The organism is Pseudomonas sp. S2_C11 (assembly GCF_054668395.1).
Map to the genome: position 1 here is coordinate 5503103 of NZ_CP162765.1, position 22382 is coordinate 5525484.

Genomic DNA, 22382 nt, shown 5'->3' on the forward strand with positions numbered 1-22382 from the left:
ACCTCAACTACGGCGCACATACGCCTTGCCGTAATGCCGCTCCATCCGTGCCTGAATCAGCTCCAGCCCGATCGACAGCAGCCAGTAGATGATCGCCGCCGTGGTGAGCATTTCGATGTAGCGATAGCTTGAGCGCCCGTAGGACTGGGCGAGAAACATCACTTCCCAGACGCCCATTACGGAGATCAGCGACGAGTCCTTGAGCATCGAGATGAACTGGTTGGTGGCCGGCGGAATGATTGTGCGCATGGCCTGGGGCAGGGTGATGCGCCAGAAGATCACGCTTTCGCGCAGGCCCAGCGCCAGGGATGCTTCGCGTTGGCCGTGATCGACGCCGAGGATGCCGGCGCGGAAGATTTCGCTCAGGTAGGCGCCATAGTTCAGCGACAGGGCAATGATGCCGGCGACGATGGCGCCGGGGACGATGCCCAGTTGCGGCAGGCCGAGGTAGATCAGCAGGATCTGGATCAGCAATGGCGTGCCGCGAAAGAACGAGGTGTAGAAACTGGCGATGCCAAACGCCACGGCGCTGCTCGACAGGCGCGCCAGCGCGGTGATGAAACCGAGCAGCGACGAGGCGATGATCGAGCAGGCGCACAGAAACAGCGTCAGCGCTGCGCCTTGCAGGAAGCCGTTTGGCGCCAGCTTCAGGCCAACGAGGTTGGGCAGCTTGTCGAGGATGATCGCGAACTTCAGGTCGAAGCTCAGGAAGAATCCGGCGAACAGGCAGAACAGCGCCGCCCACGTCAGGTACAGGCGCGTGCGGAAACCAAAGAGCTTTTGCAGGCGTGTTTCAGCCACCGGTTGCGGTGGCTGTGGCGGGGTCGGAAAAGAAGTCATTGGCTGATATCGGCGCCGATCCATTTCTGCGACAGCTTGCTCAGAGTGCCGTCCTGTTTCAGCTGGGCGAACACCTCGCGCACCTTGGCGTCCCACTGCGGGTCACCCTTTTCGATGGCCACCGAGTTCGGTTCCGAGTACAGCGGTTCGCCGGCCAATTTGAAGCGCTGGTCCTGATTCAGACGCGGCTGTGCGGTGACCAGATTGGTAAGGATTGCATCCAGGCGCACGCCGGCGCCCAGGCCCAGATCCTGGAAGGCGACGTTGTCGGTGTCATAAGGAGCGATCTGCACATCCTCGAACGGATACTGCAACTGCGTATCCTCGGCGCCTTCGATCACCAGATTTTTGTTCAGATAACTTTCGTAGCTGGAGGCGCTGGTCAGGCCGACCTTTTTGCCGCTCAGATCCTTGGCGCTGTGGATGCGATCGTCCTTGGCATTGACCACGATTACCGCTGGCGAGGCGTAGTACTCGACCGGGAAGTCGAACACTTCTGCGCGGGCCTTGCTCGGGGTCATCGAGCAGATGCAGATGTCGTAGCGCCCGCTCCAGCGGCCGGCGGCGATCACGTCCCAGGACGGCGTTTCCAGACGCAGTTTGACGCCAAGCTTGTCCGCCACCGCTTTGGCAACGTCGACATCGAAACCGTCGAGTTGATTCTGCTCATTGAGAAACGAGAAGGGCGGATAGCTTTCCATGAGCACGCCGACCAGCTCTTTTTTCTGTTCGACGCGGTCCAGCGTCGCGCCGCCGAAGGCTTGGGTGGATGCGGCCAGAATGGTCAGGCCCAGGGCCAATAGCGGTTGGAGTTTCACAGTCGATTCCCGTTGAAAAAAGAGGTTGTTATTAACCGAGTGGTGCGTATTAAATAGTTATAAGAACGACTCTGATAGTGAGTTATTTTCATAAGCATATGAGTGAAAAGCATATGGGCGCAGCAAGTACGGTCATTCTCGATGGCGGCATGGGCCGTGAACTGCAACGCGCCGGCGCACCGTTTCGCCAACCGGAGTGGTCGGCACTGGCGCTGAGCGAAGCGCCGCAGGCGGTCGAGGCGGTGCATGCCGCGTACATCAACAGCGGCGCCGACGTGATCACCAGCAACAGTTACGCGGTGGTGCCGTTTCACATTGGCGAGGCGCGTTTTGCGGCTGAAGGCCAGGCGCTTGCGGCACTGGCGGGGGAGTTGGCGCGGCGGGCGGTGCAGGCATCCGGCAAGCCAGTGCGTGTTGCCGGTTCGTTGCCGCCGCTGTTTGGTTCGTATCGTCCGGATCTGTTCGAAGCGGATCGCGTGAGCGAGCTGCTGACGCCGCTGGTCACGGGGCTGGCCCCGCATGTTGATCTGTGGCTGGCGGAAACCCAGAGCTCGATTATCGAGGCCCGCACTATCCACGCCGGGCTGCCGAAGGACGGCAAACCGTTCTGGCTTTCATTCACGCTCAAGGATGAAGACACCGATGAAGTGCCACGCCTGCGCTCCGGTGAGCCGGTAGCCGAAGCGGCTGCGCTGGCGGCTGAACTTGGCGTCGAGACCCTGCTGTTCAATTGCAGTCAGCCTGAAGTGATTGGCGCGGCCATCGACGCGGCGCGCGCAACCTTTGAGCGTCTCGGCGTCACGATCAATATCGGCGCGTATGCCAACGCGTTTCCTCCGCAACCGAAAGAAGCCACGGCCAACGACGGCCTCGACCCGTTGCGCGATGATCTCGATCCGCCGGGGTATCTGCACTGGGCGCTGGACTGGCAACAGCGCGGCGCCAGCCATCTGGGTGGCTGCTGCGGGATCGGCCCGGAGCACATTGCGGTGCTGGCGCAAGAACTGCGTCGTTAAGAAAGACCCCGCCAATTGTGGGAGCGAGCCTGCTCGCGAAAGCGGTCAGTCAGGCCACATTTGCAGTGACTGACACAGCGCCTTCGCGAGCAGGCTCGCTCCCACAGGGGTATCCGTGAAGTTCAGCTACGGCATTCGGCCAGACCTTTGAGTTGGCCAGCAGGCGTCTGGTTTTCATCGCTCAGCCAGCGCTCGAATCCCGCATCGATCGCCGGCCATTCCGCATCCAGAATCGAATACCACGCGGTATCGCGGTTCTGCCCCTTGACCACCATGTGCTGACGAAACACGCCTTCAAAGCTGAAACCCAGACGCTCGGCCGCGTATTTGGAGCGGGCGTTGCCGTTGTTGCACTTCCATTCCAGGCGCCGGTAACCCAGCTCGAACGAATATTTGGCCAGCAGGTACACCGCCTCGGTGCTTTTCGGCGAGCGCTGCATTGGCGCACCGAAAGTGACGTGGCCGATTTCGATGCGGCCCTGCGCCGGGACGATCGACATCAGGCTGAGGATGCCTTGCACCTGACCAGTCGCACGGTCGATGACGCTGAAGAAATACGGGTCGCTGTTGGCTGCATGATTGTTCAGCCAGTCGTTGAACGCGCTGCGCTCGGGAAACGGACCGTAAGGCAAGTAATCCCAGAGCTTCGGATCGGCACCCGGACCTTCGAGAGCGGCGTAAAGCTGCTCGGCATGGTGTACCGGGTCAAGTTTTTCCAGGCGGATGAAACGGCCTTCGAGCAGCGTGGCGGAGGGGGCGGGGACGCCTTTCCAGTCAGCGAGTGAAGCGGTCATGTGCGCGTCTCCTTAAAGGGCTTTACGAAACTGGATGAAGCCCGGGCGTTCGGCAATGCGCTCGTAGAGCCGGATCGCCGTGGCGTTGGTTTCATGGGTCAGCCAGTGGACTTTGCAGCAACCATCGGCCTTGGCGGTAGCGTAGACATGCTCGATCAACAGCCGACCGACACCGGTGCCACGGGCTTCCGGCACCACCAGCAGATCCTGCAAATAGCAGGAATTTTCGATGCTCCAGTTCGAGCGATGATAGATGTAATGCACCATGCCCAGCGCTTTGCCTTCAGCCCAGGCGAGTGCGGCGTGGGTCGGTTCATTCGGGTCGAGCAAGCGCTGCCAGGTGCTCTGGGTGACGGCGTCCGGCAGTTCGGTGTTGTAGAAGCGCAGGTACGCCTGCCACAGCGGCAGCCAAGCGGCGTGGTCATTGGCGCTGACCGGGCGAATGTCGATCTGGGTCATGGGTAGATCCTTAGCGCATCAGGCGGGCGAGGGTTTGATCGTTGGCGTCGGGGCTGGCGGCAAGGCCTTCGCGCACCCCGGCAATATCTTCGGCGCTGCGGTTCTGGCTGAGCTTGCGTTTGCCTTCGAGGCGGTCGATGGGAATGGCGAAACCGACGATGGCCTTGAGCATGGCGTCGATGTATTCGGCTGGCGCATCGTCCACCGACCATGGCTGGGCGCGGCCCGCTTCGTGACGGTCAGTCAGGGTGCTGACGATGTCGAGCAAGCGGCCGCCATCGCTGAAGGTCTCGGCCTGACCGTAGGCGTGCACGGCGATGTAGTTCCAGGTCGGCACGACCTTGCCGTGCTCGGCCTTGCTCGGATAGAAGCCCGGGCTGACGTAGGCGTCTGGTCCGGCAAAGATCAGCATCGCCTCGGCGCCGTCCCGCAGGTCCTTCCACTGCGGATTGGCCTTGGCCAGATGGCCGTAGAGCGTGCCGTATTCGCCCTGTTCGCGATGCAGCAGCACCGGCACGTGGCTGGCTTGCAGGCCGCTTTCGCCGTGGCTGACCAGAATGGCCAGGCGCGTGGCGAGGATCAGTTCGTGCAGTTGGGACAAGTCTTCGATGGCAAAGGCGCGTGGCGTGTACATGGACAGATTTTCCTTGGCGAATGCCTGCATCCTAGGCAGGCTATTGGTCCGTTGTAAGAGCCATTGCCGAGCCATTTCATAGGTCCATTCGCCATGCCTGATCTGCCACCCTTGTCGATGCCTTTCAATCCGGCCGGAATCGAACTCGATCGCCGTCAGGGCCTGAGTCGCCAGCTCTATCAGGCTCTGCGCCTGCGGGTGCTGGATGGACGCCTGGCCAGTGGCACGCGATTGCCGGCCAGCCGTGACCTGGCCTCGGCGCTGGGCATTTCCCGTAACAGCGTGGTGCGCGCCTACGATCAGTTGTATGCCGAGGGCTTTATCGAAGGGCGCGTCGGCGACGGTACTTACGTGGCGCAATTGGCTCAGGCATCCACGCCTGAGAAAAAACTATCCACAAATTCATCCACAGGCTTGTCAACAGGTTTACCCACAGCCTTATCCACAAATTGGCTGGATTTACCTGTGAATTCATCCAGCAAAGTTATCCACAGTGGTGGCTTTTCTCGCATTGAAAAGCACCATTTACCTCGACCACCGAGCGGTCCGCCGCGCGCTTTTCGGGTGGGTGTGCCTGCATTTGATCTGTTCCCGTTCGAGGTCTGGGCCAAGCTGAACGCGGCTTTCTGGCGTAAACCGGATCTGCAGCAGCTGTGTTACGGCGACCCGGCCGGTGACGCGCGGCTGCGCGGCATGATCGCTGCCTATCTGCGCAGCTCGCGCGGCATGCAGTGCGCCGCTGAGCAAATTGTGATCACCAGTGGCGCACAGCAGGGCATCAGCCTTTGTGCACAGTTGCTGGTCGAGCCGGGGGACGGTGTGGCGATCGAGAATCCGGGCTATCGCGCCGCCGGGCATGCCTTCGCTGTGGCGGGGGCGAAATTGCATGGGGTGGCGGTAGATAGCGACGGGATCGATTGCAGCGCCATGGCCCGGCTCAGCGATTGTCGGGTGGCTTATGTCACGCCGTCTCATCAGTACCCGACCGGAGTGGTGATGAGTCTGGCCCGGCGTCTGGAATTGCTCGCCTGGGCCGAGCGTGTCGGCGGCTGGATCGTCGAGGATGATTACGACGGCGAGTACCGCTACACCGGCGCACCGCTGGCGCCGTTGGCGGCACTTGATCGTCAGGGGCGTGTGCTCTACGTCGGCACCTTCGGCAAGGTCGCTTTTCCGGCGTTGCGCCTTGGTTATCTGGTGCTGCCGCCAGCGCTGGTCGACGCGTTTGCGCAACGCCGCGCCGTCGATGTGCGGCATTCGGAAGTCAGCACCCAAGCGGTGATGGCCGAGTTCATGGCTGCCGGGCATTTCCAGCGACATATCCGTCGCATGCGCCGGGCTGCGCTGAGCCGGCGCAACTGCCTGCTCGAAGGCTGGCCGATGATCGCCGGTGTCGGTCAGTTGCCGGCCGTTTCAGCCGGGCTGCACCTGACCGTCGCCGTGGACAGCATCGAGCGCGAGCAGCAATTGATCGCTCAGGCCGCTGAGGTCGATGTCGAAATCAACGGCCTGAGCAGCTACTGGTTACCCGACTCGACTACGCCCATGGATCAGCGCGCCGGCTTGGTGCTGGGTTTTGCCGCCGTACCAGAGCCTGCGATCAAAGCGGCGCTGTCGCGTCTGCGGCAGGCTTGGCAAGATTGAAGAACAGCGTTTCGGCGCTGCGACTGGAAATTTCGCTGCGATGGATTTCAATCAGCCTTTGATTATCCACACCCGTTATTTCGGCGACGCCCCCCATGCGGTGCTGAGCGAGCGTTTTCATATGTCCACGCACAAATGCACCAACGGGCGCGTCGACGCTGCTGTAATGGAAATGCGCATAGCAGAGGACCTTGTCGGTATGCGCATCACGAATCTGATACTCGTCGAGAAAATCGTTTTGATGGCGCCTCAGACGCCGTCGGGTCAGGGTTTTCGAGATGCTCACTTCGCCCTTGTCCTTGAGCCACTCGACCCCGGCAGCTGTTGGCAGTTGTTGCTTGACCAGGCGGATTCGCGTGCTGGTGCCTTTTTGCTCCAGTGTCGTAGCCGCAGCGTCGAGCTTGTGGTTGAGCTCTTCGGACGGTTCATGCAGAGCAGCGGTGAGGTTACTCGCCGTTAACGCTTCATCGATCGCCGCACAGGCTTTGCGCAACAGGGTGGCGTGGTTGTGGTATTCCTCTTCGACCTCCACGGGGATGCGCGAGCCGCGTTTGAGACGCGCCTCGATGCGCCGATGAAACGCCGCCAGCCCGTCGATCAATGCCTGCCCTTCGCTGATGCTCTTGTTGAGGTTGGGCCGGGCTTTAGGCAACGGTGCAGGCCGTGCACTCTGCTCGACCCAGATACCTGGCGATTCCTCCTTGAATGTCGCGATCACTCTCGTCAGCGCCGTACCGACTTCGACCAGATCGGTGTTCTTGCCGTCGAGGCTTTTTTTCCGCTGGCCGACCAGGGTGCCCTTGTTGCGTGTCTTGATGATCTGCCGATTCGAAGCTGACGTTGCGGGTCTCGACGGACCGGCTTGCGGCACCAGTAGATGCCGGTAGCGCAACAGGTCGGCGAGTCGGTTGTCGGCGCTATCATTGAATGCGGCCACGCGCGCCTGCAATTGCCTGAGGCGTTCCGTGTGTATGTGTTCGGAATATTCACTCGCCAGGTCATCGAAACGCTTGTCCACGGAAGCGAACTGTTCGCTCACCTGACTCAGGGCGTCGATGCGTATGCGCAGATCACTGAGGCTTTCATCGGCGCTCAGGTCCCGCGAACTCTGAACGTTCAGCGCAGCATCTTCGAACAGACTGGCCAGCGCTTGTTGTGCCTCGACATGAGCGGTGGAATCGCCGGGCTTGATGCAGGTGTACTGGCCGAGACTGATTTGCAGAGTCTTCAGATCATCCAGCGGGTAGGGCGCCAGGCTGATGTTGTATTTCTGCTTTATCTCCAGACCATCAGGTCCCAGCCTGGTCAGTTCATCCAGGCAGGCTTCAGCCGACTCCATTTTCTCGATAATGGTTTGAGTGGCATCGTTCAACTGTTCAAACGCAGAGGTGACTGCCTGCGATTCGCCGCGCAGTTCGTCGTCCAGTATCGCCTGCACCCTCAGTACGCGTTGCTGGTAATCCGAAGCGTTATTACTGAGCCACTCCTGCCCCAGAAACAACTGCATGTCCAACCGCTCCGGCATGACCGTGCGGTAGTTGGGAATCGATTGCTTGCAGTTGAGTGTCTTGATCAGCTGAATGTTCGCGGCATATTCGTTGTGCTGTGAATCGAGCGTGGCGAGGTACTGCGCAAGCGCTTGTTCGCGTGCCTGCGCAGGGGCATCGCGCAGGCTGTTGCGTTCGGTATCGAGAAGGCTGCCTTTGCTCTCCATCGTCAAATCGAACGCGGTGATCTGCTCGGACAATACGGCCACCTCCTGGTTTTTTTTGCCTTGCGCCACCTTGCGCCCGTCCTCCAGCCCGCCTCCGCGCAGGCGCAAACGCAGATCTATCACCCATTGGCCATTGGCGGTATAGGCAAGCCTGGGCCCGGCTGGTCGGGCGGGCTGACGCGTATCGACGATGTGCACATCGCCATGCGCGTTGCGCGCGACTTCGAACCAGCGCTCACCGACCCGGGCGTACCATTTGTCTGCGTGGGCGTAGAGGTCTCGGTACGCGCCTTCCCGGGTGGCTGCGCCAAGGGCTTCGGGCTTGCCGACCTCGAACCCGTCCAACAGCGTGGCGAGTGCCGTCGGGGATCGCTTCAGCGCCGTGATGCTGTCGATTGATGTGCCATGGAATTGGGTTAATTGCGGGCCGGTGATATCGGGCTGGCGCAGCGCTTTGACGATTCTGGCGGCAGGTCTGGTCGTCGCTGGGTCCTCTTCGAGCTCCGTGGCCACGGGTGTCGATGGCGCATCGCCCACCGCCGCACGGTGGGCGAGCACCATGCCCAGCGCCAGGAGAATATCGGCGATGGCCGTCCAGGCGATCTTCCCCGATTGCTCGTTGGCGCCGTCGGTGATTTCCTGCAGATCATCCATGATCTGCCAGATCCACGCCGCTGTGCCTACGCTGCGGCCCAGGAACGGCAGCGCGGCATTGAGCATCACCCAGCCGCCCTGTTTCAGCGAGGCCCAGCGTGCTTCGGCATCGGAGACCGACTGCCGGTCGGCTTGAGTGACAAGCGCCTTGACGTTGCTTTCGTGCAGGGTTGCGAGGACATCGCTGGCGATCACCTGAGTGCCCAGCGCAACCGCGCCTGACATATCCAGCGCAGTGGTCGGATTGATCATCAGTTGCGGGATCGTCCACACCGACGGCAGCCTGGCGGTAAAGACGAACTGGCTGTAATTGAAGCGCACATCGTCCGGCAACCAGGCCAGTACCGAGTCACGCAAATGTCGCGAATGCTGGATCGCAAAAAGCAGATTCGCGGGCCCCGGATATTGCAGCAGAGTCTTGTCGAACAGCGGTCGATACAGCACGCACGGCCCTTTGTCGGCATCGCGCGGGCCTATGACATACATGTTGTCGACAGTGTCTGCGGTGGAGCGGCTGCGATGAGCGACGAAGGCCAAAGGGCGAATGACGATTTCCTCGCCATCGACGTAGCGTTCCGCGCCAGTGGTGGCGAATGCGGCGACCACGTATCGATAACCCGATTCATCGAGGCCGGCTCTACCCCGGATCTTGTGCTGCAACGCCAGCAATGGCAGCTCAATGCGCAACTGACTGGTGTAGAGCCCTTGCAACAGCGGCGCTTGCACGGGGTCGTCTAGCAGCATGGCCTTGAGATGCGCCGGGTAGGTCTTGCCGATGTCGACCGTGCTGACCAGTTTTTCCAGAAAAGTCGCGCTCATCCACTCGGGTACCGGGCTGCCATCCTTGTACCGCACAGTCTTGTTGCCCAAGGGCAGGCCTGCGAGGTTTTGCAGGGCAAGCTCGGTCAGCGTCCATGTCTGAGTCTGAGTATTTCCCGGCAACACAAAGGTGCCCCAGACTACGAGACTGGTGATGGTGATTTCGATGTTGTCGATGTTCACGTCTTTGGCGCCGGGCTGCTCCTTGAGAATCTGTTTGATCAGCGCTGCACGAGTGAACGCCTGCAGGCTGGTGATTTCGCTTTGAAAGGATTTGCCGTTGTTCTCGTGCTGCAGCGTTGTCAGATCCAGCAGGTGCCGGCTGTAACGCGTCTGATCCATGGGCAGTGCGTCGTTCAGCCAGTCCGGAAGCATCGGCTGCAAACGCTCGAAGTGCGCTTCGAGGCGCGGTGTCGGTTGAGCCGGTTTGCCGGCCGTGCCGGTATGCGGATAGACGCGTTTACCAGGGGAATCCTGAAAAAAACTGATTTCGCCCAAGGCATCCGCTTCCATGGAAATCAGCGTGCACGCCTGCTGGTCGAAGAAATTGCCCTGGGGTTCGACCAGCCGCCACTTGAGATCTTCGCCCGAGGCGCTTGCGCCATATATCCGCAGCAGAGCCTCGCCGAGCTCCTCCAGTGAGTCGAAACGCTGAAAGCCCTGGGTGACCGCGTGGGTGAGAATCAACTTGCGGTCTGCGATTGTGCCGATCACTACTGCGGCATCGACCACGGTCAAGTGCGATGGCGTGTCGGCGCCACCGCGATCGAGGTCAATCAGATATGCCTTTGCCGAGTACGGGGCGGGGGCCAGGCGTTGTTGCGGGTCGGGCTGTTTGAAAATCGCCCGGGCCATGGCGATCTCGTCAGCGTCCCAGCCGACGCTGGCATCGACGTTCCACAGGTTGCGCAGTGCCTCGGACAACTGCTGCCAGCGCGGTTGCCCGGGGTAGGTGAACTCGTCCCAGTATTCGACGTGCTGCTCCTTGTAGGCGATGAACAGCAGTGGCGCCAGTTCGTTGAGCAACAGGCCGATGGCATCGATCTTTACCGGCAGATGCGCGGGTGCGGGCATGCCGGGTTGCAGGGTCAGATAATGCTCGCCATCAAGGTACGTCACCGTGGTGCCGGACAGGCCGAGCCGCACCAGGGCGTTGGTCAGCGATCCAGCCTGATACCCGTCGGGTACGACTCGACCATCCACAATGGCCCAGGTGGGTTGCACGACCATCGCCAGACGCGGGTCTATGTCGAGATTCGGATACAGCGTCTTGAGGGCATCGCGCAGCGTTTTTGAAGCGACTTCCTGCAGTGAGGGGCCAGTAACCAGCTGAGTCACGATATCGACGGCACTGGCTTTGGGAATGGCGGTCATGGTGGTTTCCTGCTCTGTCGGGACGCCGCAAGGGCGGCGGAGCAGGGCAAGTTAAAAGGCGCAACAGCGACCCGTGCGGTAGATAAAGCTGCCAGGCAAAAAAAAGACCCGCCGAGGCGGGTCTTGAGCAAACGAGCCGGTTTCAGGTCCCGGACTTGATTTTCGTCCACGCTCGCGTGCGTGCGCGTTCGGCATCCCGAGGCAGCGGCTGCAAGGTGTAGAGCGTGCTCATTGCCGCGTCGGTCGGGTACAGGTTCGGGTTGTTGCGAATGGCTGGATCGACCAGGCCGGTGGCGTCCTTGTTCGGGTTCGGATAGCCGACAAAATCGCTGACCGGGGCAATCACCGCCGGTTGCAGCAGATAGTTGATGAAGGTGTAGGCGTCCTCGGTGTTCTTCGCGCCCTTGGGAATGGCGAGCATGTCGAACCAGATCGGCGCGCCTTCTTTGGGCAAGCGCATTTCCACCACCACGCCGTTTTTCGCTTCCTTGGCGCGGTTGGCCGCTTGCGAGAAGCTGCCGGAATAACCGACGGCCACGCAGATGTCGCCGTTGGCGATGTCGGCCATGTACTTGGACGAATGGAAGTAGGTCACGTAAGGACGAATCTTCATCAGCAGCGCTTCGGCCTTGGCGTAATCCGCCGGCTTCTTGCTGTTGGGGTCCAGGCCCAGGTGTTGCAGAGCCAGCGGCAGAATCTCCGACGGCGAGTCGAGCAGGGCGACGCCGCACTGCTTGAGCTTGCTGATGTTCTCTTCCTTGAAGATCAGGTCCCAACTGTCTACCGGCGCGTTATCGCCCAGGGCTGCTTTGATCTTGGCGGGGTTGAAGCCGATCAGAATGGTGCCGTACATGTACGGCACGGCAAATTTGTTTCCAGGATCATTGGCTTCGATCAGCTTCATCAGCTTCGGATCGAGATGATTCCAGTTCGGCAACTTGCTGCGATCAAGCGGCTGGAACACTCCGGCCTCGATCTGCTTGGCGAGGAACACGTTGGACGGCACCACCACGTCATAGCCGGAGTTGCCGGTGAGCAGCTTGGCCTCGAGCGCTTCGTTGGTGTCGAAGATGTCGTAGATCAGTTTGGTCTGGCTGTTCTGTGCCTTGAAGTCGTCCAGCGCCTTGGGCGTGATGTAGTCGAACCAGTTATAGACGCGCAGCGTGCGTTCTTCGGCGTGGGCGCCAGCGCTTAGCAGGGCCGCGCACAGCGCCGAGGCGATCAGTCGCTTTTTCATTGTTCAAAACCTTCCAGCACGTTCACTGCGTTGATGCCGATCTCCTCCACCGCGTAGCCACCTTCCATGACGAACAGGGTCGGCTTGCCGAGGGCGGCGATGCGCTTGCCCATGGCCAGGTAATCCGGGCTGTCGAGTTTGAACTGCGAGATCGGATCGTCCTTGAACGTATCGACGCCGAGGGAGACGACAACGATGTCCGCTCCGTAGCGATCAATCTCGTCGCAGGCCTGATCCAGCGCTGCACTCCAGACATCCCAGCCGGAACCGGCCGGCAGCGGATAGTTGAAATTGAAGCCTTCACCGGCACCTTCGCCGCGCTCGTCGTCGTAGCCGAGGAAGAACGGAAACTCCGCTTCCGGGTGGCCGTGGATCGAAGTGAACAGGACGTCGCTGCGTTCGTAGAAAATCGACTGAGTGCCGTTGCCATGGTGGTAGTCGACGTCCAGGATCGCGACTTTCTTGTGGCCCTGATCGAGAAAGGCCTGAGCGGCGATGGCGGCGTTGTTGAGGTAGCAATAACCGCCCATCAAGTCGCTGGCGGCGTGATGTCCCGGCGGACGGCACAGGGCGAAGGCCGCGCGTGCGCCACGCTGGATTTCAGCCTGCGCGGTAAGCGCCACTTGCGCCGCGCTATAGGCCGCTTGCCAGGTGCCGGCGGTAATCGGCGCGCCGCCGTCGAAGCTGTAATAACCGAGCTGGCCGTGCAGGCTGGTCGGTTTGATCGCACGCAGCGTGCGCGCCGGCCAGGTGTAAGGCAGCAAGTCGCCGTCGGTGTTGAACTCGGTCCAGCGTTGCCATGCACCTTTGAAAAAATCCAGATAGTCACGGCTGTGAATGCGCGCGATCGGCTCCAGGCCGAAATCCTTCGGCGCTTCGACCGCCCCGAGGTTTTGCTTCTGCACGCGTTGCAGTACGTGGTCGGCACGCGACGGCATTTCGAAGCACGGCTTGAGCTGGCCATCGATGAGTTCGCAGCGGCCATGGTGCAAGTGGTGATCGTCTGAGTAGATCGTCAGCATTTGTTGTTCTCCGCAAGGCTGATTCGGTGGTCTTCAGTGTTGCGGCGCAACTTGAATCGGAGAACGTCGGGAGCGGCCAAAAGGGGATCGATATGGCCAAAACCTCTGACCGCAATTCGCCCCTCACAACCAAAGATCGCAGCCTTCGGCAGCTCACCGATCCCTGTAGGAGCTGCCGAAGGCTGCGATCTTTTGATCTTCAGGATCTGAACTGACTCGGCGCCACGCCACTCCAGCGCACAAATGCATGACGGAAACTCGCGGTCTCGCTGAAGCCCAGCGTCTCGGCGATCCGATAGATCGGCAACTGGTCTTCACACAGCATCTGCTTGGCCCGTTCGAAGCGCAGTTCATCGAGCAGTTCCTGATAGCTGCTGCCCATGTCTTTCAAATGCCGGCGCAGGGTGCGCGGTGAGCACTTCATTTGCTGCGCGAGCCCCTCGAGCCCCGGCGCGGCATTCAATTGTGCGCTGAGCAACTGACGAATCCGCCCCAGCCAGGCCTGACGTCCGGTGAACTCAAGATTCTGCTTGCGGCAACGTTCGGCCATGGCCTGATGGGTGATCGCGTCGGCCAGCGGCAGCGGCTGATCGAGCCAGTGGCGGTCGAAGGCGAAGGCGTTGTCCTTGGCCGAAAAGTGCAGCGGCGAGTCGAAGGGTTCGGCGTAGCTGTCGCGATAGTCCGGCGCTGCATGTTCGAAGCGCGTGGCGCGCAGCGGCAGCGGATGGCCGAGCAAGTCGTCGCAGATGACTTTCAGTGACACCAGACAGAATTCGGCGTTGAACACCGCCATCGCCGCGCTTTCACGGTAATCAGCAGCGACGAACCAGACCTGCTCGCCATCGTCTTCCAGGCTCAGTTCGAACAACGTGCCCAACAGCGCCGGATAACGGATAGCCAGACGCAAAGCGTCACCGAAGGTGGCACAGGTCAGCAGGGCGTAACCGAGCATGCCGTAACAGGACACGTGCATGCGTCGACCCAACTCAAGGCCAATGTCACGTTTGAGCGCGACCGCGTTGGTGCAGACCTGCATCTCTTGATGGGTGGTGATGCGCGTATCGGCACGCTGCAGATCCGCTGCCACGATGCCGCTGCCGGCCAGTAACGCCTCGCTCGACAGGCCTTCGGCCTTGAACGTGTTGAGGATCAGCGAGACCGCGTTGAGGGTGGTGAGGTGGGAGTGGAGCATGGGATCTTCCAGCCTTGAGGTGGCTGGGACGCAGCAAGTTGCATGCCGCAGGCCCTCACCCCAGCCCACTCCCAGAGGGAGAGGGGGCCGAACGGGGGATATTGCAGAAATACACCGACGTGAGACACCGCCGCCGAATCCATAATCGACACTGTTTATAAGGTCGGTGTATAGCGCAAGACACTACGGTCAGTTCCCTCTCCCTCTGGGAGAGGGTTAGGGTGAGGGGCAATCCAGCGCCGAGCTCAGTTCAACTCACCACACAAATCCAGTTCGATCAATCGGCGCACTTCAGCCGTTTCCAGCCCGGCCCCCAGCAAGCCATGCAACTTGCCGAACGCCGCCTCGCGGGTCATGCCGCCACCAGACAACACGCCAACACCCCGCAAGCGGCTGCCAGCCTCGTAGACATCCAGCTCGACCCCGCCTTCATGGCATTGCGTCACTGCCACCACCACCACGCCGTTATCCCGTGCACGGCCAAGGCTGGCGAGGAACTCGGGGTTATCGCTCGGCCCGGTCCCGCTGCCGTAGCATTCCAGCACCAGACCTTGAATGCCGCTGTCGAGCAGGCCGTCGAGGACTTCGGCACTGATGCCGGGAAACAGCGGCAACACCGCGACTTTCGCCAGTTGCTTCGGCTGGTTGTAGTTCAGCGCGCCTGGAATCGAAGGCGCCTTCACACCACCGCCCTGACGCTCCAGGCGTTTGAACGGATGGCGGCCGAAGCTGCGCACTTTCGCGCAGCGGGTCGGTGCCAGCAGTTCGCCGTGGAAGTACAGGTGCACGCCCGGCGCCAGGCCTTGGCCGAGGGCGACCAGCGCGCCGCCGAGGTTTTCCCAGGCATCGCTGTCGGTCACACCCGCTGGCAGCATCGAACCGGTGAAACACACGCGGGCATGCAGACCGAGCAACTGAAAACTCATCGCCGCCGCGCTGTAGGCCAGGGTGTCGGTGCCGTGCAGAATCAGCACGCTGTCGCAGCCTTGCACGTCCACGGCATTGACCACCGCTTCGCGCAGTTGCTGCCAGTAGGCCGGGGTCATGTTGGCGCTGTCGATCAGCGGCGACATTTCCCGAAACTGCCACTGCGGCACTACCAGCTCAGGCTGACTGTGCAGATAGTCGCGCATCCGCGCTTCGAAACCGGACGCCGGGGCCAGCCCGTTGGCGCTGGCCTGCATGCCGATGGTGCCACCGGTGTAGAGCACCATGACGTGTTGAGCGGCGGGATAGGTCGACGAGCTCATAGGATTCTCCGAAACGATGAGGGCCCTGTGGGAGCGAGCCTGCTCGCGAAAGCAGTGTGTCATTCAACAATGATGTTGGCTGAAAGTCCGCCATCGCGAGCAGGCTCACTCCTACAAGTTATTGCATCACAGTAACTGACGGGCGCAGGGGATGCGCCCGTCATTCACCTGTCAGCGTTGCGCTGCAGGTACGCCTTGCGGCGCAGTTTCAGTCTGGCCCGCCGCTGCTGGCGGGTTCACCGGCCAGGCGTTGCGATCCAGATCCAGATCGGCGAATTTGCTCGAATCAAACACTGGCTGTTTGACGCCGGCGCGACGCTGCTCATCGTAGTCGCGCATCACGCGCAGGCCGACCTTGAACAGCATGGCCAAGGCCACCAGGTTGACGAAGGCCAGGCAGGTCATGGTGATGTCGGCGAAGGCGAACACCGTCGTCAGGTCCTGCATCGAACCCCATACCACCAGCGCCAGCACCAGGCCGCGGAACAGCATCAGCAGGGCGCGGTTGCGGCTGAGGAACTGCAAGCTGTTCTCGCCCAGGTAGTAGTTGTAGAGGATGCAGGTGAAGACGAACAGCGACAGCGCAACGCTGACGAACATGCGACCCCAGTCACCGACCACGGCAGCCAGCGAGTTCTGGGTCAGGACGATACCGTCACCTTCGAAGCCCGGGGTGTAGAAGCCCGACAGCAGGATCAGCAGCGCGGTGCAGGTGCAGATCACGAAGGTGTCGAGGAACACGCTGAAAGCCTGGACCACGCCCTGCGCGCCCGGGTGCTTGACGGCGGCGACGGCGGCGACGTTCGGCGCACTGCCCAGACCCGCCTCGTTGGCGAACACGCCACGCTTCACGCCCATGACAATGGCGCTGCCGAGCAGGCCGGCAAAGGCCGGGTCGAGGCCGAAGGCGCTCTTGAAGATGGTTTCCAGCATGGCCGGCACGTGTTCGATCTGGGTGCCGATCACGTACAGGGTCACGCCGATGTAGGCCAGGGTCTTGATCGGTACCAGCAGGTCGGACACCGAAGCGATGCGCTTGATCCCGCCGATAAAGGTGATGGCCAGCAGCACCGCGAGGACGATACCGGTGTGTTGCGGGTTGAAGTCAAAGGCGTTCTGCAGCGAGTGGGTCACGGTGTAGGACTGCAGGCCGATGAAGGCGAAGCCGTAGGTGACCAGCAGCAGAACGGAGAAGACTATCGCCATGCCTTTGAGCTTGAGCCCGTGCTGGATGTAATAGGCCGGACCGCCACGGTACAGGCCGTCGCCATCCGCGCGCTTGTAGACCTGGGCCAGGGTGCACTCGAAGAAGCTGCTGGACATGCCGACCAGTGCGGTCACCCACATCCAGAACACCGCACCCGGACCACCGAGAGTCACGGCGATGCCGACACCGGCGATGTTGCCTGCACCGACGCGGCCGGCGAGGCTGAGCATCAAGGCCTGGAACGAGCTGAGTTGCCCGGCGCTGCCTTTGAGGCTGTCGCGGAACACCGCGAACATGTGGAAGAAATGACGCAGTTGAACGAAACGCGAGCGAATCGTGAAGTAACTACCGAGCCCGACAATGAGCACGATCAGTACTTTCCCTGAGAGGAAGTCGTTGATGACTTCGAGCATGGATTTATCCTCGCTGTTTTTTGTGGGTGCAAATGCTGGATCGGAGAAACATCGTGTTACACCGGTCTGCGCGCGGCACGACGGGTGAGGCGAAGGTTTCGTCCCGGATCCATATCGCGGGTTTTGTTATTAGTTCGGGTTTCGCATGGGTTATGGCCTCGTTACCGACGACCGCTCACGCGAAGAGGGGCGGCACTATACCGATCAGTGGCGCGCCCGTCTGCACGGTAGTGGTGCAAGCGACGAAACGAGGTTGCTGCAAATCAAAAGATCGCAGCCTTCGGCAGCTCCTACAGGTGCACGTCAATCCTGTAGGAGCTGCCGAAGGCTGCGATCTTGGCGGTATCGAATATACAAAGCATCTAACGTCCTGCCCGCAAAGAAGTTAAAAAAAGGGCTCGGGGACAAAATCCCCAAGCCCTCAAAAGGTGAGAGGTGTCTAGTCCCTCGACCTGGTGAGCGGTGCTACAAGTTCGCGTCGGCTCAGGCTTTGAGCGGAACCAGACGCGGGGCAATCATGTTTTCCGGGCGCAGGATGTCGGCGAGCATGGCTTCGTCGAGCAGACCTTCTTCGCGCACCAGTTCCAGCACGCCGCGGCCGCTTTCGAGAGCGATACGGGCGATGCGGGTGGCGTTTTTGTAGCCGATGTACGGGTTCAGTGCGGTGACCAGACCGATCGAGTGCTCGACCAGTTCACGGCAGCGCGCTTCGTTGGCGGTGATGCCGACGATGCAGTGCTCGCGCAGCATGTCCATGGCACGTTGCAGCAGGCGGATCGAGTCGAGGATCTTGAAAGCGATCAGCGGCTCCATCACGTTCAGTTGCAGCTGGCCGCCTTCGGCTGCCATGGTCAGCGCCAAGTCGTTACCGATGACCTGGAACGCGACCTGGTTCACGGCTTCCGGGATCACCGGGTTGACCTTGCCGGGCATGATCGAGCTGCCTGGCTGACGCGCCGGCAGGTTGATCTCATTGATGCCGGTGCGTGGGCCGCTGGACAGCAGGCGCAGGTCGTTGCAGATCTTCGACAGCTTGACCGCAGTGCGCTTGAGCATGCCGGAAAACAGCACGAAGGCGCCCATGTCGGAGGTCGCTTCGATCAGGTCGGCGGCCGGTACCAGCGGTTGCCCGCTGATCAGCGCCAGACGCTGTACCGCCAGCGCCTGATAACGCGGGTCGGCGTTGATGCCGGTGCCGATCGCGGTGCCGCCCAGGTTGACTTCGGTCAGCAGTTCCGGGGCCAGCGTCTTCAGACGCGCGAGGTCTTCGCCCATGGTGGTGGCGAACGCGCGGAATTCCTGGCCGAGGGTCATCGGCACGGCGTCTTGCAGCTGGGTACGGCCCATTTTCAGGACGTGGTCGAACTCTTTGCCCTTGGCCGCGAAGGCCTGAATCAGGCTGTCGAGACTGGCCAGCAGCGCGTCGTGACCCAGCAGCAGACCCAGGCGGATCGCCGTCGGGTAGGCGTCGTTGGTCGACTGCGCCATGTTCACGTCGTCGTTCGGGTGCAGGTACTGGTACTCGCCTTTCTCGTGGCCCATCGCTTCCAGAGCAATGTTGGCGATCACTTCGTTGGCGTTCATGTTGGTGGAGGTGCCGGCGCCACCTTGAATCATGTCGACCACGAACTCTTCGTGGTAATCGCCGCGGATCAATCGCGCACAGGCTTCGCTGATGGCAGCGTGCTTGGCTTCGCTCAGGTGACCCAGCTCGCGGTTGGCGTCAGCGGCGGCCTGTTTGACCATCGCCAGGCCCACAACCAGTTTCGGGTAATGCGAAATCGGAACGCCCGAGAGGCGGAAGTTATTCACCGCTCGCAGGGTCTGGATGCCGTAATACGCATGGGCCGGTACTTCGAGGGCGCCAAGCAGGTCGGTTTCTGTGCGGAAAGATGCAGCGGAGGACATGATAGAAATCATCTCGATAAGGACCCGGTCTGTGCCGGAACGCTGCGAATGCTAGGCTTGTGGGGATTTTTGGGCCAATGCTGTTCAGCACTGCCCTATGCACATTCGGCATAATGCCCGTGTGACGCCGCCTGTGCGGCAGACGTGTGACCTGTTTTGGTGCGTGTCCGGGAGGACGTGATGAATCTGGAAAGCAAATGGCTCGAGGACTTCAGTGCCCTGGCCGCCACCCGCAGCTTCTCTCAGGCGGCCGAACGGCGCTTCGTGACCCAGCCGGCATTCAGTCGGCGGATCCGCAGCCTCGAAGCGGCGCTGGGGCTGACTCTGGTCAATCGCTCGCGCACGCCGGTCGAACTGACGGCGGCGGGGCAGTTGTTTCTGGTGACTGCGCGCACCGTGGTCGAACAACTCGGTGAAGTGCTGCGCCACCTGCATCATCTGGAAGGCGGGCAGGGCGAGGTCATGCAAGTCGCAGCGGCGCACTCGCTGGCGCTAGGCTTTTTCCCGCGCTGGATCGCCCAGTTGCGCAACGAAGGGCTGAACATCGCCACACGGCTGGTGGCGACCAACGTTGGCGACGCCGTGCACGCTTTGCGTGAAGGTGGCTGCGATCTGATGCTGGCGTTCTACGACCCGGATTCGGCGATGCAGATGGACCCGGAGATTTTCCCGTCGCTGCACTTGGGCCAGACCGAAATGCTGCCGGTGTGCGCGGCAGATCTGGATGGCAAACCGCTGTTCGATCTGGAAGGCGAGGCGAGTGTGCCGTTGCTGGCTTACAGCGCCGGGGCGTTTCTTGGGCGTTCGGTGAACGGCTTGCTGCGCCAGCGCCAGTTGCGTTTCACCACGATCTACGAAACCGCGATGGCCGACAGCCTGAAAAGCATGGCCCTGGAAGGCCTCGGCATTGCCTGGGTGCCGCAACTGAGCGTACGCGCCGAACTGGCTCGCGGTGAACTGGTGGTGTGCGGCGGCCCGCAGTGGCATGTGCCGCTGGAGATTCGTTTGTACCGCTGCGCCTTGGTGCGCAAGGCCAACGTGCGGTTGCTGTGGCGAAAACTAGAAGGTGGCGCCGCACAAAGCGCTTGAAGCTGATGAAGATCGAATGTGGGAGCGAGCCTGCTCGCGAATGCGGAGTTTCAGGCGCTGAGGTATCGTCTGACGCAACGCTTTCGCGAGCAGGCTCGCTCCCACAGGGGGATTTTTGCGGTGTTCTTTCGCTGACCTCAAGGTCAATAAAACCGGGCGTTTCGCTCATTTGACAGATGGTCGTTTCGGGGGCTGTTTATTGCTTTCTTTGCGGTATACTGCGCGGCCTTCGGCCGGCACGTCCGGCCATTTTTCGTACAATCAAGCCACGCAACCTGCGTGGCTTGTTGTTTTATGACGCGCCTGCGGGCGCTCCAGAGAGAAGAGGCGCGACGATGAGTGCACTGGTTGGCGTGATCATGGGCTCCAAGTCCGATTGGTCCACCCTTAGCCACACCGCCGATATGCTGGAAAAGCTCGGCATCCCGTACGAGGTCAAGGTGGTTTCCGCCCACCGCACCCCGGATCTGCTGTTCCAGTACGCCGAAGAGGCTGAAAGCCGCGGCATTGAGGTGATCATCGCCGGTGCCGGTGGCGCAGCCCACTTGCCAGGCATGTGTGCGGCCAAGACCCACCTGCCGGTGCTGGGCGTGCCGGTGCAGTCGGCCATGCTCTCGGGCGTCGATTCGCTGCTGTCGATCGTGCAGATGCCTGCGGGCATTCCGGTTGCCACCCTGGCTATCGGCAAGGCCGGCGCAATCAACGCCGCCCTGCTCTCGGCGAGCATCCTCGGCGCCAAGCACCCGCAATTTCACGCGGTACTGAAAACCTTCCGTGCCGAGCAGACAGACAGCGTCCTGGACAATCCAGACCCACGTATTGCCTGAGGTTGTTGAGATGAAGATCGGTGTAATCGGTGGCGGCCAGTTGGGTCGCATGTTGGCCCTGGCGGGCACTCCGCTGGGCATGAACTTCGCTTTTCTCGACCCTGCGCCGGACGCCTGTGCGGCCGCGCTGGGCGAACACCTGCGGGCCGATTACGGCGATCAGGATCATCTGCGCCAACTGGCCGATGAAGTCGATCTGGTGACCTTCGAATTCGAAAGCGTCCCGGCCGAAACCGTGGCGTTTCTTTCGCAATTCGTGCCGGTCTACCCGAGCGCCGAAGCCCTGCGCATTGCTCGTGACCGCTGGTTCGAAAAGAGCATGTTCAAAGACCTCGGCATTCCGACCCCGGCCTTCGCCGACATCCAGTCGCAAGCCGACCTGGATGCCGCCGTCGCTTCCATCGGTCTGCCGGCCGTGCTGAAAACCCGCACCCTGGGTTATGACGGCAAGGGTCAGAAAGTCCTGCGCAAACCGGAAGACGTGGCCGGTACGTTCGCCGAACTGGGCAGCGTTGCCTGCCTGCTGGAAGGCTTCGTGCCATTCACCGGCGAAGTGTCGCTGATCGCGGTGCGTGCCCGCGATGGTGAAACGAAGTTCTATCCTCTGGTGCACAACACCCACGACAGCGGCATCCTCAAGCTGTCGGTTGCCAGCACCGATCACCCGTTGCAGGCGCTGGCGGAAGATTATTCCAGTCGCGTGCTCAAGCACCTCGACTACGTCGGCGTGATGGCTTTCGAGTTCTTCGAAGTCGACGGTGGCCTCAAAGCCAATGAAATCGCCCCGCGCGTGCACAACTCCGGGCACTGGACCACCGAAGGCGCCGAGTGCAGCCAGTTCGAAAACCACCTGCGCGCCGTGGCCGGCCTGCCGCTGGGTTCGACCGCCAAGGTCGGCGAGAGCGCGATGCTCAACTTCATCGGCGTAGTGCCGCCGGTGGAAAAAGTCATCGCCATCGAAGACTGCCACCTGCATCACTACGGCAAAGCTTTCAAGGCCGGACGCAAGGTCGGCCACGCCAACCTGCGCTGCGCCGACATGGCCACGCTGCAAGCGCAGATCATCAAGGTCGAAGCGCTGATCGCCGAGTAAAAACGCTTTCATGTGGCAGCGGCGGAACCATTCAGGGGCCGCTGTTCTCTCATGGCAGGATGCGAAACACTGGCTAGTCTTTCGCATATCTTCCAAATCAGAGGGAAATGCCATGGGAATTATCGGAACCATCTTTATCGGCTTGATCGTCGGCCTGCTGGCTCGGTTCCTGAAACCGGGCGATGACAGCATGGGCTGGATCATGACCATCCTGCTCGGTATCGGCGGTTCGCTGGCGGCCACCTACGGCGGCCAGGCTCTGGGCATCTATCAGGCGGGCGAGGGCGCGGGTTTCCTCGGCGCACTGGTCGGCGCTGTGGTGTTGCTGGTGATCTACGGTCTGATCAAAAAGAACTGATCGAAAGCGACAAAGCCCTC

18 protein-coding genes are annotated in these 22382 nt (G+C 61.3%); 6 read left to right on the forward strand and 12 right to left on the reverse strand.

Annotated features, from left to right (window positions below; translation table 11 throughout):
• Window positions 1-3: 3 nt before the first annotated feature.
• Together AB4N48_RS24700 and AB4N48_RS24705 are read right to left on the reverse strand one after the other, a co-directional pair.
• Entirely contained in the window at window positions 4-840 is an 837-nt protein-coding gene (locus AB4N48_RS24700) for an amino acid ABC transporter permease (RefSeq protein ID WP_150637200.1), read from the reverse strand.
• Window positions 837-1658, reverse strand: coding sequence for an ABC transporter substrate-binding protein (locus AB4N48_RS24705; RefSeq protein WP_076564634.1), 822 nt, complete (start codon window positions 1656-1658; stop codon window positions 837-839). Before AB4N48_RS24705 ends, AB4N48_RS24700 begins: the two co-directional genes overlap by 4 nt.
• Before the next feature lie 113 nt (window positions 1659-1771).
• On the opposite strand from AB4N48_RS24705, the gene AB4N48_RS24710 reads away from it, so the two are divergent.
• Entirely contained in the window at window positions 1772-2674 is a 903-nt protein-coding gene (locus tag AB4N48_RS24710) for a homocysteine S-methyltransferase family protein (protein WP_460094464.1), read from the forward strand.
• 122 nt (window positions 2675-2796) lie between these two features.
• Here the strand turns inward: AB4N48_RS24710 and AB4N48_RS24715 are convergent, their stop codons facing one another.
• The 3 genes from AB4N48_RS24715 to AB4N48_RS24725 are packed head-to-tail and all read right to left on the reverse strand — an operon-like array spanning window position 2797 to window position 4561.
• On the reverse strand, window positions 2797-3468 hold the full coding sequence (locus AB4N48_RS24715; protein WP_460094466.1) for a GNAT family N-acetyltransferase: 672 nt from the start codon (window positions 3466-3468) through the stop codon (window positions 2797-2799).
• 12 nt (window positions 3469-3480) lie between these two features.
• A complete protein-coding gene (locus AB4N48_RS24720) occupies window positions 3481-3927 on the reverse strand; it encodes a GNAT family N-acetyltransferase (RefSeq protein WP_423522071.1) in 447 nt (148 codons plus the stop codon).
• 10 nt (window positions 3928-3937) lie between these two features.
• Window positions 3938-4561, reverse strand: a complete 624-nt coding sequence (locus AB4N48_RS24725; RefSeq protein ID WP_186568773.1) for an FMN-binding negative transcriptional regulator — start codon at window positions 4559-4561, stop codon at window positions 3938-3940.
• Window positions 4562-4654: 93 nt separating this feature from the next.
• Between AB4N48_RS24725 and pdxR the strand changes: the two genes are divergently transcribed.
• Window positions 4655-6205 carry a MocR-like pyridoxine biosynthesis transcription factor PdxR gene (pdxR, locus tag AB4N48_RS24730; RefSeq protein ID WP_460094468.1) on the forward strand — a complete coding sequence of 517 codons (1551 nt, stop codon included), beginning with the start codon at window positions 4655-4657 and terminating at the stop codon, window positions 6203-6205.
• Here the strand turns inward: pdxR and AB4N48_RS24735 are convergent.
• From AB4N48_RS24735 to aspA, 7 genes are all read right to left on the reverse strand, one after another.
• A complete protein-coding gene (locus AB4N48_RS24735; protein ID WP_460094470.1) occupies window positions 6162-10766 on the reverse strand; it encodes a dermonecrotic toxin domain-containing protein in 4605 nt (1534 codons plus the stop codon). The two genes, pdxR and AB4N48_RS24735, sit on opposite strands and share 44 nt — an antisense overlap.
• Before the next feature lie 142 nt (window positions 10767-10908).
• Window positions 10909-12003 carry a polyamine ABC transporter substrate-binding protein gene (locus AB4N48_RS24740; RefSeq protein ID WP_423663657.1) on the reverse strand — a complete coding sequence of 365 codons (1095 nt, stop codon included), beginning with the start codon at window positions 12001-12003 and terminating at the stop codon, window positions 10909-10911.
• Window positions 12000-13025 carry a histone deacetylase family protein gene (locus AB4N48_RS24745; RefSeq protein WP_460094471.1) on the reverse strand — a complete coding sequence of 342 codons (1026 nt, stop codon included), beginning with the start codon at window positions 13023-13025 and terminating at the stop codon, window positions 12000-12002. Before AB4N48_RS24745 ends, AB4N48_RS24740 begins: the two co-directional genes overlap by 4 nt.
• Window positions 13026-13224: 199 nt before the next feature.
• Window positions 13225-14217: an AraC family transcriptional regulator gene (locus tag AB4N48_RS24750; RefSeq protein ID WP_460094472.1), complete on the reverse strand. Its 993-nt coding sequence runs from the start codon at window positions 14215-14217 to the stop codon at window positions 13225-13227.
• Between the two features lie 245 nt (window positions 14218-14462).
• Window positions 14463-15467: an asparaginase gene (locus AB4N48_RS24755; protein WP_252885036.1), complete on the reverse strand. Its 1005-nt coding sequence runs from the start codon at window positions 15465-15467 to the stop codon at window positions 14463-14465.
• A 171-nt stretch (window positions 15468-15638) separates the two neighbouring features.
• Entirely contained in the window at window positions 15639-17087 is a 1449-nt protein-coding gene (locus tag AB4N48_RS24760) for an alanine/glycine:cation symporter family protein (RefSeq protein ID WP_016772471.1), read from the reverse strand.
• A 483-nt stretch (window positions 17088-17570) separates the two neighbouring features.
• Window positions 17571-18995 (reverse strand): aspartate ammonia-lyase, encoded by a 1425-nt coding sequence (aspA, locus tag AB4N48_RS24765; RefSeq protein ID WP_016772472.1) that lies wholly within the window; start codon window positions 18993-18995, stop codon window positions 17571-17573.
• 180 nt (window positions 18996-19175) lie between these two features.
• On the opposite strand from aspA, the gene AB4N48_RS24770 reads away from it, so the two are divergent.
• The 4 genes from AB4N48_RS24770 to AB4N48_RS24785 all read left to right on the forward strand — a co-directional run bounded on the left by AB4N48_RS24770 (window position 19176) and on the right by AB4N48_RS24785 (window position 22362).
• A complete protein-coding gene (locus tag AB4N48_RS24770) occupies window positions 19176-20084 on the forward strand; it encodes a LysR substrate-binding domain-containing protein (protein ID WP_024014837.1) in 909 nt (302 codons plus the stop codon).
• A 335-nt stretch (window positions 20085-20419) separates the two neighbouring features.
• Entirely contained in the window at window positions 20420-20911 is a 492-nt protein-coding gene (gene purE / locus AB4N48_RS24775) for a 5-(carboxyamino)imidazole ribonucleotide mutase (protein ID WP_007920220.1), read from the forward strand.
• A 10-nt stretch (window positions 20912-20921) separates the two neighbouring features.
• Complete coding sequence (locus tag AB4N48_RS24780) at window positions 20922-22004, forward strand: 5-(carboxyamino)imidazole ribonucleotide synthase (protein ID WP_041476593.1); 1083 nt, start codon at window positions 20922-20924, stop codon at window positions 22002-22004.
• A gap of 112 nt (window positions 22005-22116) precedes the next feature.
• Complete coding sequence (locus AB4N48_RS24785; RefSeq protein ID WP_016772475.1) at window positions 22117-22362, forward strand: GlsB/YeaQ/YmgE family stress response membrane protein; 246 nt, start codon at window positions 22117-22119, stop codon at window positions 22360-22362.
• Window positions 22363-22382: the final 20 nt, after the last annotated feature.